Raw genomic sequence first — 14,559 nt, forward strand, 5'->3', positions numbered from 1 at the left:
CGCCGTTCGGGCTGAGCTTGTCGAAGCCCCTGGCCCTTCGACAGGCTCAGGGTGAACGGATGCCGATGCACGTTGTCCGTTCGTGCCGAGTCCCCCACCGTTCGGGCTCAGCACCCCACCGTTCGGGCTGAGCTTGTCGAAGCTTGCGGGCCCTTCGACAAGCTCAGGGTGAACGGGGGAGGCGGGCCCTTCGACAGGCTCAGGGCGAACGGGGGAGGTGGGTCCTTCGACAGGCTCAGGGCGAACGGACGCGCGGAGCTCAGGGTGACCGGAGACCGGTTGTGCGCGGTTCACCGCACGGCCTCCGGCAACCACAGCGCGGCGCGTGTGCTGCCATCGGCCTGGCGCTGCAGGGCCAGCGTGGCCTGCGGACCGGCCAGGCGCTGCAGGCGCTCGCGGCAGTTGCGCAGGCCCACACCTTCGGGTGGCAGCGGCTCGGCCAGCGGCTGGCCGGTGTTGTCGACCCAGATGGCCCAGCCATCGGTCTGCCGCGCGCCACCGAGGCGGATCTCGCCCCCGGCCAGCGCCGGGCTCACGCCATGCTCGATGGCGTTTTCCACCAGCGTCAGCAGCAGCCCCGGCGGCAGCGGCAGCGCGCCGGCTTCGGGCGGCAGCGACTGGGCGGTCTGCAGCCGCGTGCCGAGGCGGGCCTGCTGGATGGCCAGGTAGTGCGCCACCGTGGCGGCTTCCTCGGCCAGCGGGATGTGCGCGCGCGACAGCGTCTCGGTGCTGGCGCGCAGGAAGCCGGTGAGGGCGCGCAGCAGGCTTGGCGCGCGCGCGTCGCCGCTGTCCACCCAGTGCTGCAGCGCGGCCAGGGTGTTGAAGATGAAGTGCGGCTGGATCTGCACCTGCAGCATGCGCAGCCGGGTCTCGGCCAGTTCGCGGGCGGCCTGGTCGCGTTCGCGCTTGAGTTGCAGCGTGCCCAGGGCCTGTTCCAGCTGGGCCTTGCGCCCGGCGGAGATCAGCCAGAGGAACAGCATCGTCATCAGGCCGATCAGCAACTGCAGCGGCGTGGCGGCCCAGAGCAGCGCGGGCCATTCGTCCCAAGCCGGCCAGCCGCTGCCTTCACGCTGGCGCCAGGCCAGCGCCAGCGTGCTGGAGTAGGTGGCCACGGCCATCAGCAGCGCAATGCGCAGCATGCGCTTGCGGCCCTCGGGCGAGACCATGCGGCCGGGCTGGCGCCAGGCGCGCAGGCCCACCATGCACAGGCCCGCGAAATACAGCGTGCTGAGCAGCAGCGCCACCGGCCAGCGCAGGCCGTTGGCATGCAGGCCGGCGGAGGCGCCGATCACGGCGCCCAGCAGCCCGGTGCCCAGGCCCACGCCGAAGCGGCCGACGATCAGCCGATCCAGCGACTCGGCCAGCTCGCGCTGCTCCGTCGGCCAGGTGGCCCGGTCCAGCGCCATGCGGGACAGCAGCCAGCGCTGCAAGGCGTTGGGCGGTGTGTTGGCAGGCGGGGCAAAGGATGTCATGGCCTCAGCATCGCTGCTGCGGTGGCCGCGCAGCGGCCTGGCGCGGCGAATGGCGGGATGGGCGGTGTGAAGGGTGGCTGCTGCGCATGAACGGCGGCCGGCGTGCGCGGATGGCGCTCAGCCCCTGGGCTGGCCGTCGACAAACACCTTCAACTCACCGCAGGTGAAGGCGGTCCAGGCCTCGTGCTGGGTCAGCGGCTCGGTGGCGATCACGGCTACCCGGTCCTGGGGCGTGGTGTGGTGCGCGAAGTCCACGCTGAGGTCCTCGTCTCGCAGCGCGACCGCGCCGAACGGATGCTGGCGCACGACCCAGTGCAGGTGGGTGGACGCATGGGCCCACAGCGCCTGGCCGTTGGACAGCAGCATGTTGAAGGTGCCGTGGCGGTGCAGCGTGGGCATCAGCTCGGCGAGCGTGCGCGTCAATTCGTCGATGGCCGGCACGCCGGCATGCGCCTTGGCGAGTTCCTGCATCAGCCAGCAGAAGGCGCGCTCGCTGTCGGTGTCGCCCACCGGGCGGAACGCGGCGTGCAGCCGGGGATGGAAGTCCACCAGGTTGCCGTTGTGGGCGAAGACCCAGTAGCGGCCCCACAGCTCGCGCTGGAACGGGTGGGTGTTCTCCAGCGCCACGCGGCCCTGCGTGGCCTTGCGGATGTGGGCGATGACGTTGTCGCTGCGGATCGGGTAGGTCTTGACCAGCTGCGCCACCGGCGACTGGCGGGCGCTGTGATGGTCCACGAACAGCCGCACGCCGCGGTCCTCGAAAAAACCGATGCCAAAACCATCCTTGTGCTCGTCCGCGCGCGTGGCCAGGCCGGTGAAGCTGAACATCACATCGGTCGGCGTGTTGGCATTCATGCCGAGCAGCTGGCACATGGTGGTGACCTCAGACGCCGATCATCGCGCGCGCCAGGCCACGCACGGTCACCAGGCTGCCGGGGTTGCTGGTCTCGTCGAGGATCTTCGCCATGCGGCCGCGCAGGAAGGCGCTGTGGCGGCCGCGCCAGATCAAGAGGTCGGCCAGCCAGGGGTGGCTGTTGATCAGGTTGGCCTTCTCGTACAGCGCGAAGCGGGGCTGCAGCGCGCGCAGCCGGGCCTCGTAGGCGGCGCGCTGCACGCCTTCATCTTCCGACACCAGCAGCGCCTCGGCGGCCAGCATGCCGGTTTCCATCGCCTTGCCAATGCCTTCGCCGGTGAAGTGGTAGGTGGCGCCCGCGGCCTCGCCGGTGACCAGCACGCCCGGCGCACTCCATTTCGCGCCGTCCAAGGAGCAGCGCAGCGGCGCACCCTTGAGCGCCCAGCCGCCGGCCTCGCGCTTGATGTCGCCCAGCACTTCGCCGTCTTGCATCAACAAGCGGGCGGGCTCGTAGGCTTCCAGGAAGGCATTGAACACCTGGCGCAGATTCGGGGCAGATCTTGGGCGCCCCCAGGTCCGGGCTGTGCCCGGCCCGCCCCCCGAGGGGGACCAGGAATCTTGGGACGGCCCGGCGATTCCTTCCGAGTCCGTCTGGAACAGCCCCACGCCGATGTTGAACACGCCGTCCTTCATCGGGAAGATCCAGCCGTAGCCCGGCCGCAGCTTCTCGTGCCAGATCAGCTCCAGCCCGCGGATGCGGTCCACCAGTGCCGGGCAGCGCACATGCGCGCGCAGCGCGATGGCGCTGGGCGTGCGGCGTTCGCACAGGTCGGCCGCCAGCAGGCCCTGGGCGACGGCGCCGGTCGCCAGCACGACGCGGCTGGCGCGCACTTCCTGCTGCGTGCCGTCCGCGCCTTTCAGGCGCGCACCGGTGGCAGGGCGGCCCGCTCCGTCGGCATGCAGCAAGGCTTCGAAGCGCCACGGCGCGTGGAAGGCGGCGCCAGCGCGGCGGGCGGCTTCCAGCAGGATGACGTCCAGCTCGCGCCGGGCCAGCGTGGCCAGGTGGCCCGGGATCTCGATGCGCCCGCCACGCGGGCCCACGCAGACCAAGTGAGGGACGGGGTGCGCATAGGCGCGGATCTGGTCGGCCACGCCCAGGCGGGCGAAGGCGGCGTGGGCATCCGGGATCAGCCCGTCGCCGCAGATCTTCTCGCGCGGGAAGCTCTGCGCGTCCATCAGGCAGACCGCCTTGCCGGCGCGCGCCAGCAGCTGGGCGCAGGCGCTGCCGGCCGGGCCCGCGCCGATCACCAGCACGTCGCAGGCTTCGGGCAAAGGGGATGCGGAAGGAATGGCGGCCAGCGGATCCATGGGGGCGAGGTGATCGGTGGAAGCGGGCATCGTAACGCCGCGCCCGTCTCACTCCGGGCTGGCGAGCAATTTCAGCGTGCGGTCCAGCGCCTGGGCGACCGGGGCCAGCGCCTCGGGGCCGGTCGTGGCGGGCGTGTCGCCCGGGTTGTGGAAAAAGCGGTGGCCAGAGGCCAGTCCGAGGTAGCGGCTGTAGCCGGCGGCGTGGATCTCGCGCAGCTCGCCCGGCGGCGCCGCGCTGCCCACCTGCACCCGCCGCAGCGGCAACAGGCCTTCGCTGCCGACATTGGCGGCTGGTGCCAGTGCGGCGCTGTAGAACAGCGTGCGGCGGGCGTCCACCGCGCGGTCGGTGACCCATTGCTGGCTGGTTTCGTCCTTGCGCCACTCGTAGCAGGCCAGCGAGGCGCCCAGGTGCAGCCAGCTGACCGTCTCGGCTGGCGGCGGCTCGCGCTGCAGGAAAACTTCCATGCCGCCGTGGCCGATCTCGTGGCCGGCGGTGGCCACGAAGACGAAGTTCGCGCCCAGGTCGCTGGCCGCCACGCTGCGCGCCAGCGCCAGGAACACCGCGATGCCCGAGCCGCGTTCGCAAGCGCTGGTGAACCAGCCGGTGGTCGGCGTGGAGACGACGATGGTGCGCGCGGCGTGGCGGTCCAGCCGGGCCACGACGTTGCGGCCGGCGACCTGTTGTTGGTAGCGGCCTTTGACGGCGATGTCCACCTTGCGGCCGGCGGCTTGCGCAGCGCGCAGCACGCCAGCGTCTGCCGTGCCAATGGTGAGCACCGGCACCGGCCACGGCACGTCTGACTGCGCAACGTTGTAGGCATACGGCTGCTCGCCGGGGCTGGCAATGCTCAGCAGGATCGCTGCCGGGTGGCGCAAGGCGGCGGCGGCAATTGCGTCGCGCTGCGCGTTGCCGAGGTAGGCGGACTGGTCGGAGGGCAGCGTGAGCCAGACGATCTGGCCGCTGGCGTCTGCCGTGCCGTCGGGCGCAATCGGGGCGCTGAGCCGAAAGCTCGCCTGGTCGGCCGGTGGCCACCAGAACGGCAGCGCCTGGAGCCTGGCTTCGCCGACCGTGACGCTGGCGCTTTCCAGTTGGTACTGGCGGCCCATCGTGAAGGGCTGGAAGCTGGTTTGCAGGCCGACGTGCTTCAGCTCGGCGGCCAGCCAGTCGCTGGTGGCCTGGTCGGCGGGCGAGCCGAAGCGGTGTTCGCCAAGGCTGGCGTAGTGCTGTACGTCGGCATACAGCTGCGTGCCGGCGAGCGGGTCGGCAGCTGGCGCTGGCGGGAGCGGCGGGCTTGCGCAGCCGCTGGCCAGCAGCGCCAATGCAACGAAGAAGCCGCTCACCCAGCGCATCGCGCCTGCCTTGTCAGTTACGCCGCAGCGCCTTGCCAGCCCTTGGGCACCGCACTGATCAGCTTGCGGGTGTATTCCTGCTTGGGCGCATGCAGGATTTCCTCCACGCCGGCCTGCTCGACGACTTCGCCGTCCTTCATCACCAGCACTTCGTCCGAGATGAAGCGCACGACCGACAGGTCATGGCTGATGAAGATGTACGACAGGCCCAGCTCATCCTGCAGGTCCTTCAGCAGGTTCAGCACCTGGGCCTGAACCGACACGTCCAGCGCACTGACCGATTCGTCCAGCACCAGCACTTCCGGGTTCAGGCTCAGGCAGCGGGCAATCGCCACGCGCTGGCGCTGGCCGCCGGAGAACTCGTGCGGGTACTTGCCGAAGGCCCGGCCGTCCAGGCCCACCTTGACCAGCAGCTCGCGGGCGCGTTGCTCGCGGTCGCGGTCGTCCTTGCCAATGCCGTGGATGCGCATCGGCTCGATCAACGCCTGGCCAATGGTGAAGCGCGGGTTCAGCGAGGCATACGGATTCTGGAACACGATCTGGATGCGGCGGCGCATCAGCTGGCGCTCGGCGGCCGACAGCGCCAGCAGGTTCTTGCCGTCGAAGATCACCTCGCCGCTGGTTGGCTCGTGCAGGCGCAGCAGCGTCAGGCCCATGGTCGTCTTGCCGGAGCCCGACTCGCCAACGACGCCCAGCGTGTGGCCCTTGCGCAGCTTGAAGTTGACGTTGCGCACGGCCTTGAACTCGCGCTTGCCGAACAGGCCTTCCTTCATGAAGAAGCTCTTGGCCAGCGACTTGACTTCCAGCACCACCGGCGCGGCCGGGTCCTTGGCCTTGCTGTCGGTGCGTGCGGCGCGGCCCTGGATGTAATCGTCGATCACCATCAGCCGCGGCGGGTTGTGCTCCAGGCTGGGCCGGCAGGCCAGCAGCGCCTTGGTGTACGGGTCCTTCGGCGCGCTGAACAGCTCGGCCGTGGTGCCGGCTTCGCGCACCGTACCCTGGCGCATCACGACGACGTGGTCGGCAATCTCGCCGACCAGCCCCAGGTCATGGCTGATGAACAGCACCGACATCTTGTGCCTGGCCTTCAGCGAAGCCAGCAGCTCGATGATCTGGCGCTGGATGGTCACGTCCAGCGCGGTGGTGGGTTCGTCGGCGATCAGCAGCTTGGGCTCGCAGGCCAGTGCCATCGCAATCATCACGCGCTGCTGCTGGCCACCCGAAAGCTCGTGCGGATAGGCCTTGAGCCGGCGCGCCGGCTCGGGGATCCCGACTTCCTGCAGCAACTGCTCGGCGCGCGCCAGCGCGGCCTTGGCCGAGAGGCTCAGGTGCACCTTCAGCGTCTCGACCAGTTGCTGGCCCACGGTGAAGACCGGGTTCAGCGAGGACATCGGGTCCTGGAACACGCAGGCGATTTCGGCGCCGCGCAAGGCGCGCAGCTCGGCCGGCGTGGCTTCCAGCAGGTTCTTGCCGCGCCACAGCACCTGGCCCGAACGCTCGGCGTTCTTGGGCAGCAGGTTCAGGATGGACATCGCGGTGACGCTCTTGCCCGAGCCGGACTCGCCGACCAGGGCCACGGTGCTGTTCTCCGGCACGTCGAAGCTCACGCTCTCGCCGCCGCGGCCCACGGCCTCGGCACGCACCATCTCGCCGTTCACGCGCCCCATGCGGAACGCGACCTTCAGGTTCTGAATGCTCAACAACATGGTGGCTTACTCCTGGCCGCGCAGCTTGGTGTCCAGCGCGTCGCGCCAGGCGTCGGCCATCAGCGAGAAGGCCGTGACGAAAACCGCCATGAAGACGGTGGCGGCAGCCAGTTGCCACCAGTAGCCGAGGATCAGCTCGGCCTGCGATTCGGCCAGCATCGTGCCCCACGACACCTGGTCCACCGGCACGCCCAGCCCCAGGTAGGACAGGATCACCTCGCTCTTGATGAAGCCGACCACCATCAGCGACATGCGCACCAGCACCACGTGGCTCACGTTGGGCAGGATGTGGCGGAACATGCGCGAGAACGACGATGCGCCGATGGCCTCGGCCGCGCGCACGTATTCGCGCTGGCGGTGCTTGATGAACTCCGCGCGCACCTGGCGGTACAGGCTGGTCCAGCCGGTCAGGCCCAGGATCAGCACCACGGTGCCAATGCCACGGCCCAGCACTGCGGCGAAGGCGAAGATCAGCAGGATGTCTGGGATCGCCGTGAAGACGTTGTAGAGCCACTCCAGGAAGTCGTCCACCTTCTTGCCGAAGAAGCCGGCCGAGGCGCCCAGCAGCGTGCCGAGGATGGTGGCCACCAGCGCAGCCAGCACGCCGACGAAGACCGAGATCTCGGTGCCCTTCTGCGCCTTGGACAGCACGTCCCGGCCCAGCCGGTCGGCGCCCAGCGGCAGCGTCGTGGCCTTCACGGTTTCGGTCGTGTGGTACTGCTTGGCCTTCTCGGCCCACTCGGCGTAGCGCGGGGCCAGCGGATCGATGTCGCTGAGGTCCACATTGGGGGTGAGCGGTGCGGCCACCGCGGCTGCGGCCTTCTCGGCCGCACGGGCGCCGAGGAAGGTCGGCGGCGCGTTTGGCACGGCCACTTCCTGCTGGAAATTGCGCGCCACCACGCCGGTGGCCGACAGCAGGATCATCACCAGGAAGGCGCACACCACGGCCATGGACACCAGGCCCACGCGGTCAGTCTTGAAGCGCCGCCAGGCCGCGCGCCACACACCCTCAGACCGCTCGTTCATCTCGGCGGCCGTTGCATTCATCACTGCGCTCATTTCAGCACCACCCGCGGGTCCACAACCTTGTAGAGCAGGTCGGTGGCCAGGTTGATCAACATCGTCATCATCGCCAGGTAGACGGCCGAGGCCTGGATCACCGGGTAGTCGCTGCGGTTGACCGCCAGCAACACCTCGCGACCCATGCCGGGAATCGAGAAGAAGAATTCGATCAGGAACGAACCCACGAAGATGCCCGGCAGCGCCAGGCCGACGTTGGTCAGGATCGGGATCATCGCGTTGCGCAGCACGTGCTTGAACAGCACGCTGCGCTCGCTCAGGCCCTTGGCGCGCGCGGTGCGCACGTAGTCATGGCTGAGCTCGTCGAGGAAGAAGGTGCGGTAGAGGCGGGTCTGTGGCGAGATGCCCACCGCCACGGCCAGCAGCACCGGCAGCGGGCAATACACGATCAGGTTGGTCCAGACCGAATCGCTCCAGCCCTGCACCGGGAACCAGCCCAGCTGGAAGCCGAACACGTACTGGCCGATGATCACGTAGACCAGGAAGGAGATCGACAGCGCGATGGTGGTGGCCACCATCAGCGTGCGGTCGGTCCAGGAGCCGCGCACATAGGCCACGCCCAACGCCACCGGAATGGCCAGCAGCGTGTCCAGCAGCACGATGGGGATCATGACGGTCAGTGTGGCCGGCATGCGGGTGGCGAACAGGTGGCTCACCGCCTCGTTGGTCGCCCAGCTCTTGCCCCAGTCGAAGGTGGCGATCTGCTTGATGAAGATCCACAGCTGGAACCAGGCGGGCTGGTCCAGGCCGAGCTGCTGGCGGATGGCGGCGATCTGGGCCTGGGTGGCGTTCTGCCCGGCCAGGATCACGGCAGGGTCACTGCCGAAGTACTTGAAAAGCACGAACACCAGCAGCACCACACCGATCAAGGTGGGAATCATCTGCCACAAGCGCCGTATCAGGTAAGCGAGCATGGGGGCAACAGCGGAAGTTGAGGCGCACCCAGCTTGTGGCGGGCTGCCAGTTGGCGAAAACGCGAGAGTGTAGGGCCACGCCCTTGTTGAGCTTTCCTCACGCAAACCCTGTGCCAGCAGTGGATGCGCCGCCAGCCCGGATAGACTCCGCAGCTTTTGCAACGGAAGCAGCGGCATATGGGCCGGATTCGCAGTTTGGCGCGGGCCACAAGCCATGCGCTGAGAATCGCTTTGATCTTCGGGCTGGCGGGCGCCGGCCATTGGGCTACCTCTGCACCCGCGCCTTCCGTGGCGACGCCGCAGAAGGTCTTGCGTTATTCGCTCAACGCCGCAGAGACCGGCTTCGATCCGGTGCGCGTGTCCGACGAATACTCGAACACGGTGATTGCGCACATCATCGAATCGCCGCTGACCTACGACTATCTCGCCGATCCACCGGTGGTGGTGCCGCGCACCGCGGAGGCGCTGCCTGAGCACTCGGCTGACTTTCGCACCTGGACGGTCCGCATCCGGCCTGGCGTCTACTTCGCGGATGACCCGGCATTCGACGGCAAGCGGCGCGAGCTGACAGCAGCGGATTACGCTTACAGCCTCAAGCGCTATTACGACCCGCGCTGGAAGAGCCCGATCTACACACAGTACCGCGAGAAGGATCTGCTGGGCCTGGAAGCGCTGCGCCAGCGCTCGCTCGACACCCGCCGGCCTTTCGACTACGACGCGCCAGTGGCCGGGCTGGAACTGAAGGATCGCTACACGCTCAGCATCCACCTCGGCCGGCCTGATCCGCAGTTCCTGCTCAACATGGCCAACCCGAACTACTTCGGCGCGGTGGCGCGCGAAGTCGTGGAGCGCTACGGAGAAGACGTGGACGCCCATCCGGTGGGCACCGGGCCGTTCAAGCTGGCGCAATGGCGACGCTCGTCGCGCATCGTGCTGGACCGCAATCCCGGCTTCCGCGAAGAGCGCTTCGACGCCCAGCCCGCTGCCGACGATGCCGCGGGCCAGGCTTGGCTGGCCCGCCACAAGGGTGACCGGCTGCCCATGGTGGACCGCATCGAATTCGCGATCATCGAAGAGGCCCAGCCGACCTGGCTGTCTTTCCTGACACGGGACTTCGACCTGGTGCGCGTGCCGCTGGAATTCGCGCAGATCGCGGTGCCGGGCGGCAAGCTCGCGCCCAACCTGGCCAAGCAGGGGGTCACGCTGAGGAAGGTGCTGCAGGGCGACCACGCCTACACCTACTTCAACATGGACGATCCGGTTGTGGGTGGCTACACGCCGGACAAGGTGGCCCTGCGGCGCGCCATCAGCCTGGCCTACGACAACAACCTGGAAATCTCGCGTGTGCGCCGCGGCCTGGGCATTCCGGCGACCAGCATGCTGGTGCCGCACACGCTGGGCTACGACGCATCGCTGGACTTCGGCTTCAGCGAGTACGACCCGGCCAAGGCCAAGGCCTTGCTGGACCTGTACGGCTACGTCGACAAGGATGGCGACGGCTGGCGCGACCTGCCCGACGGCAAGCCCATGGTGCTGAACTACTACTCGCCCGGCAGCGAGACCTATCGCCAGTTCAACGAACTGTGGGCGAAGGCGATGAAGGAAATCAACGTTCGCATGGTGTTCGTGCAAGGCCTGTGGCCGGACCAGTTCAAGCAGGCACAGGCCGGCAGCTTGCAGATCTGGGGTCTGGGCAACACTGCGACCTCGCCAGACGGTTCGGACTTCCTGCACGAGGCCTACGGCCCTGAAGCCGGCGCCAACAACCTGCCGCGCTTCAAGTTGCCCGCCTACGACGAGCTGGTCAAGCGGGTGGACCAACTGCCCGATGGCCCGGAGCGCCATGCGCTGCTGAAGCAGGCGCAGTCCTTGCTGGCGGTCTACCTGCCGATCAAGCCGCATGTGCACCGCATCCGCCTCTACCTGTCCCAGCCCTGGCTGACGGGCTATCGCACCCATCCATTTGCGCTGGACTTCGGCCGCTATGTGGATGTTGACGCAGCCAAGCAGGCGGCGGCGATTCGCTAAGCGCCACACGCCCCACAAGGACGTTTCACCCGAGAGTTGTCGTGAAGAAGAAGAGTTTTGTCCCCACGGCCCCGCGCCTTCCAGCCCGGCGCCGCGGCCTGCAAGCCGCTGGCGCTGTCGCCGGCCTCTGGGCCAGCGGCCTGGGCTGGGCCGCGGACCCCGTGGCTTCTGGCACGCCGAGCAACACGCCGGCGGGCCAAAAGGTCATGCGCTACGCATTCAAGACCTCCGAGACCGGCATGGACCCGGTGCGGCTGTCGGACCTCTATTCGCGCTACCTCACGGCCCACATCTTCGAGAGCCTGTACACCTACGACCATCTGGCGCGGCCGGCGCTGATCAAGCCTTTGACGGCCGACGGCATGCCCGAGGCCTCGGCTGATTTCAAGGTCTTCACGATCAAGGTCCGGCCCGGCATCTTCTTCGCCGACGATCCGGTCTTCCAGGGCAAGCCGCGTGAACTGGTGGCCCAGGACTATGTCTACACCTTCAAGCGCTTTGCCGACCCGGCCAACAAGGCGCAAAGCTGGAGCGACCTGGAAGAGCTGAAGTTCGTCGGCCTGAACGAGCAGCACGACGAGACCGTCGCTTCGCGCAAGCCGTTCGACTACGACCGCGTGGTGCCCGGCATCCGTGCGCTGGACCGCTACACGCTGCGCCTCGAACTGCGGGACACGCGGCCGCGGCTGATCGAGTCGCTGGCCGACTGCAGCCTGCGTGGCGCGGTGGCGCGCGAAGTGGTTGAGCACTACGGCGATCAGATCAACGCCCACCCCGTGGGCACCGGGCCGTTTGTGCTGGCCGCCTGGCGGCGCAGCTCGCTGATCACGCTGGCGCGCAATCCAGCCTACCGGGAGCGCTACTACGACGCCCAGCCGGCCGCCGACGACGCCGAAGGCCAGGCCTTGCTGGCACGCTTCAAGGGCCGTCGGCTGCCGATGCTGGACCGGGTCGAGGTCTCCATCATCGAGGAGCCGCAACCGCGCTGGCTGTCCTTCCTGAACAAGGAGCACGACTTCCTGGATGTCGTGCCCGAGGAGTACATCAACCAGGCCATGCCGGGCGGCAAGGTCGTGCCCAGCCTGGCCCACCACGGCGTGCAGGGCTACCAGTCGCTGGCGCCGGACCAGTTCCTCACGCTCTACAACATGGAGGACCCGGTGGTTGGCGGCTACACACCGGAGAAGATCGCGCTGCGCCGGGCGATGAACCTGGCGATGGATGTCCGACGCGAGATCGACTTCGTAAGGCGGGGCCAAGGCATCCCTGGGCAGTCGCCCATAGTGCCGCACACCTCGGGATACGACCCGAAGTTCCGCTCCGAGATGGGTGAGTACGACCCAGCCAAGGCTAAGGCGCTGTTGGACCTCTACGGCTACGTGGACCGCGACGGCGACGGCTGGCGGGAGCAACCCGACGGCAGCCCGTTGCGCCTCTGGCATGCCACCCAGAGCGATCAGCAATACGTGGCCTTGTCCGAGCGCTGGCAGCGCGACATGACCGCGATTGGCATCAAGGTCGAGCTGCGTGTGGCGCAGTGGCCGGAGAACCTGCGCGCGGCCGAGGCCGGCAAGCTGATGATGTGGTTCCTGGGCTTGAGCGCCGCGCAGTACGACGGCCAGGGCGCATTGACGCTCTACTACGGCCCGCAGGCCGGCGCCGGCAACCTGGCGCGCTTCAAGAACGAGCAATTCGACGAGGTCTACCGCAAGATGCTGGTGCTGCCGGACGGCACGGAACGCGAGGCGCTGTTCCTGCAGGCCAAGCGCATTGCCGTGGCCTACGCGCCCTACAAGATCCACCTGCACCGCTACGTGACCGACCTGGCCCGCCCGTGGATCGTCGGCTACCGCCGGCCGCTGTTCTGGCTGGACTGGTGGCAGTACATCGACGTGGACGACAGCCAGCGCAAGGCCTGAGCCGTGATGAGCAAAGACGATTTCCATGGCCCCGTCGACCACGGGCGACGCCTGGGCCTGGGCTTCGCTGCGGCCGCCGCAGGGGGGCTCTTCGCGCCCGCGCTGGGTCTCGCCGCCTCGGCTCAAACTGACGCTGGTGGACTGAAGGTCTTGCGCTACTCCCTGGTCAAGGCCGAGACCGGTTTCGACCCGGCCAAGATCTCCGACCTGTACTCGCGCATCGTCACCAGCCACATCTTCGAGAGCCTCTACACCTACGACCACCTGGCGCGGCCGCCGGTCATCAAGCCGCTGACGGCCGACGGCATGCCAGAGGCTTCGGCGGACTTCCAGGTCTTCACGGTCAAGGTCCGGCCCGGCATCTTCTTTGCCGACGATCCTGTGTTCAAGGGCAAGCAGCGTGAACTGGTGGCGGAAGACTTCGTCTACGCCTTCAAGCGCTTTGCCGACCCGGCCAACAAGGCACCGACCTGGAGCGATCTGGAAGAGCTGAACATCGTCGGCCTGAACGAGTTGCGCGACGAGACCATTGCCTCGCGCAAGCCGTTTGACTACGACCGCATGCTGCAAGGCATCCGGGCGCTGGACCGCCACACCTTGCGCATCGAGTTGAAGGAGCCCAGGCCGCGGCTGATCGAGTCGCTGGCCGACGCCGGCTTGCGCGGTGCGGTGGCGCGCGAGGTGGTGGAAGCCTACGGGGACCAGATCATGGCGCACCCGGTCGGCACCGGCCCGTTCAGGCTGGCCGCGTGGCGCCGCAGCTCGCTGATGACGCTGGTGCGCAACCCGGCCTACCGTGAGCGCTACTACGACGCGCAGCCCGCGGTGGACGACGCCGAAGGCCAGGCCTTGCTGGCCCGCTTCAAGGGCCGCCGCCTGCCGATGGTGGACCGCGTGGAAGTCGCGGTCATTGAGGAGCCTCAGCCGCGCTGGCTCTCGTTCCTGAACCAAGAATACGACTTCATCGAGCGCGTGCCGGAGGCCTACGTCAACGAGGCCATGCCTGCCGGCAAGGTGGCCGCCAACCTGGCGCGGCGAGGCGTGCAAGGCTACCGCTCGCCAGCGCCGGACATGGTCATCTCCGTCTACAACATGGAGGACCCGGTGGTCGGCGGCTACACGCCGGAGAAGATCGCGCTGCGCCGGGCCATGAACCTGGCGATGGACATCCGCGCCGAGATCGACATCGTGCGCCGGGGCCAGGGCTATCGGGCGCAATCGCCCATCATCCCCAACACGTCGGGATACGACCCGAAGTTCAAGTCCGAGATGGGCGATCACGACCCGGCCCGGGCCAATGCGCTGCTGGACCTGTACGGCTATGTGGACCGCGATGGCGACGGCTGGCGCGAGCAACCCGACGGCAGCCCGCTGCGCATCTGGCGCGCCAGCCAGACCGACCAGCTTTCGGTGGCGCTGGACGAGCGCTGGCAGCGCGACATGAAGGCCATCGGCCTGAAGGTCGAGATCCGCCCGGCGCAGTGGCCGGAGAACCTGCGCGCCGTGCAGGCCGGTACATTGATGATGTGGTCGCTGGGCATCAGCGCCTCGCAGTACGACGGCCAGGGCGCGCTGGGCCTTTACTACGGCCCGCAGGTTGGCAGCGGCAACTATGCGCGCTTCAAGCTGCCCGCCTTCGACGAGATCTACCGCAAGATGCAGGTGATGCCAGACGGCCCCGAGCGCGAGGCCTTGTACCTGCAGGCCAAGCGAATCGCCGTGGCCTACGCCCCCTACAAGATCCACCTGCACCGCTACATCACCGACATGGCCCGCCCCTGGATCGTCGGCTACCGCCGCCCGGTCTTCTGGAACGACTGGTGGCAGTACGTGGATGTGGACGACAGCCAGCGCAAGACCTGAGATTCC

The 14,559-nt window shown here is 68.2% G+C and carries 10 protein-coding genes; 3 read left to right on the forward strand and 7 right to left on the reverse strand.

The features are described from left to right. Window positions 1-290 precede the first annotated feature (290 nt). The 7 genes from ACAH41_RS10295 to ACAH41_RS10325 form a co-directional block, all read right to left on the reverse strand. Complete coding sequence (locus tag ACAH41_RS10295) at window positions 291-1,472, reverse strand: histidine kinase (protein ID WP_325656124.1); 1,182 nt, start codon at window positions 1,470-1,472, stop codon at window positions 291-293. Window positions 1,473-1,589: 117 nt separating this feature from the next. After that, window positions 1,590-2,345: a class II glutamine amidotransferase gene (locus ACAH41_RS10300; protein ID WP_325656126.1), complete on the reverse strand. Its 756-nt coding sequence runs from the start codon at window positions 2,343-2,345 to the stop codon at window positions 1,590-1,592. A gap of 10 nt (window positions 2,346-2,355) precedes the next feature. Then, window positions 2,356-3,693 (reverse strand): NAD(P)/FAD-dependent oxidoreductase, encoded by a 1,338-nt coding sequence (locus ACAH41_RS10305; protein WP_370538280.1) that lies wholly within the window; start codon window positions 3,691-3,693, stop codon window positions 2,356-2,358. A gap of 48 nt (window positions 3,694-3,741) precedes the next feature. Continuing rightward, window positions 3,742-5,043, reverse strand: coding sequence for a hypothetical protein (locus ACAH41_RS10310; protein ID WP_325656130.1), 1,302 nt, complete (start codon window positions 5,041-5,043; stop codon window positions 3,742-3,744). 17 nt (window positions 5,044-5,060) lie between these two features. Continuing rightward, on the reverse strand, window positions 5,061-6,749 hold the full coding sequence (locus tag ACAH41_RS10315) for a dipeptide ABC transporter ATP-binding protein (RefSeq protein WP_325656132.1): 1,689 nt from the start codon (window positions 6,747-6,749) through the stop codon (window positions 5,061-5,063). Window positions 6,750-6,755: 6 nt separating this feature from the next. Continuing rightward, window positions 6,756-7,796 carry an ABC transporter permease gene (locus tag ACAH41_RS10320; RefSeq protein ID WP_325656134.1) on the reverse strand — a complete coding sequence of 347 codons (1,041 nt, stop codon included), beginning with the start codon at window positions 7,794-7,796 and terminating at the stop codon, window positions 6,756-6,758. 8 nt (window positions 7,797-7,804) lie between these two features. After that, a complete protein-coding gene (locus ACAH41_RS10325; RefSeq protein ID WP_325656136.1) occupies window positions 7,805-8,743 on the reverse strand; it encodes an ABC transporter permease in 939 nt (312 codons plus the stop codon). 288 nt (window positions 8,744-9,031) lie between these two features. Between ACAH41_RS10325 and ACAH41_RS10330 the strand changes: the two genes are divergently transcribed. Genes ACAH41_RS10330 through ACAH41_RS10340 form a run of 3 tightly spaced genes read left to right on the forward strand, consistent with a single transcriptional unit; the run spans window position 9,032 to window position 14,553 of the window. Then, on the forward strand, window positions 9,032-10,771 hold the full coding sequence (locus tag ACAH41_RS10330) for an ABC transporter substrate-binding protein (RefSeq protein ID WP_325656138.1): 1,740 nt from the start codon (window positions 9,032-9,034) through the stop codon (window positions 10,769-10,771). 41 nt (window positions 10,772-10,812) lie between these two features. Then, complete coding sequence (locus tag ACAH41_RS10335; protein ID WP_370538281.1) at window positions 10,813-12,690, forward strand: ABC transporter substrate-binding protein; 1,878 nt, start codon at window positions 10,813-10,815, stop codon at window positions 12,688-12,690. Window positions 12,691-12,696: 6 nt separating this feature from the next. Continuing rightward, on the forward strand, window positions 12,697-14,553 hold the full coding sequence (locus ACAH41_RS10340) for an ABC transporter substrate-binding protein (protein ID WP_325656142.1): 1,857 nt from the start codon (window positions 12,697-12,699) through the stop codon (window positions 14,551-14,553). The last annotated feature ends 6 nt before the right edge of the window (window positions 14,554-14,559 follow it).

The sequence above is a fragment of the Ideonella sp. genome (assembly GCF_041287625.1).
GTDB lineage: Bacteria > Pseudomonadota > Gammaproteobacteria > Burkholderiales > Burkholderiaceae_C > Ideonella.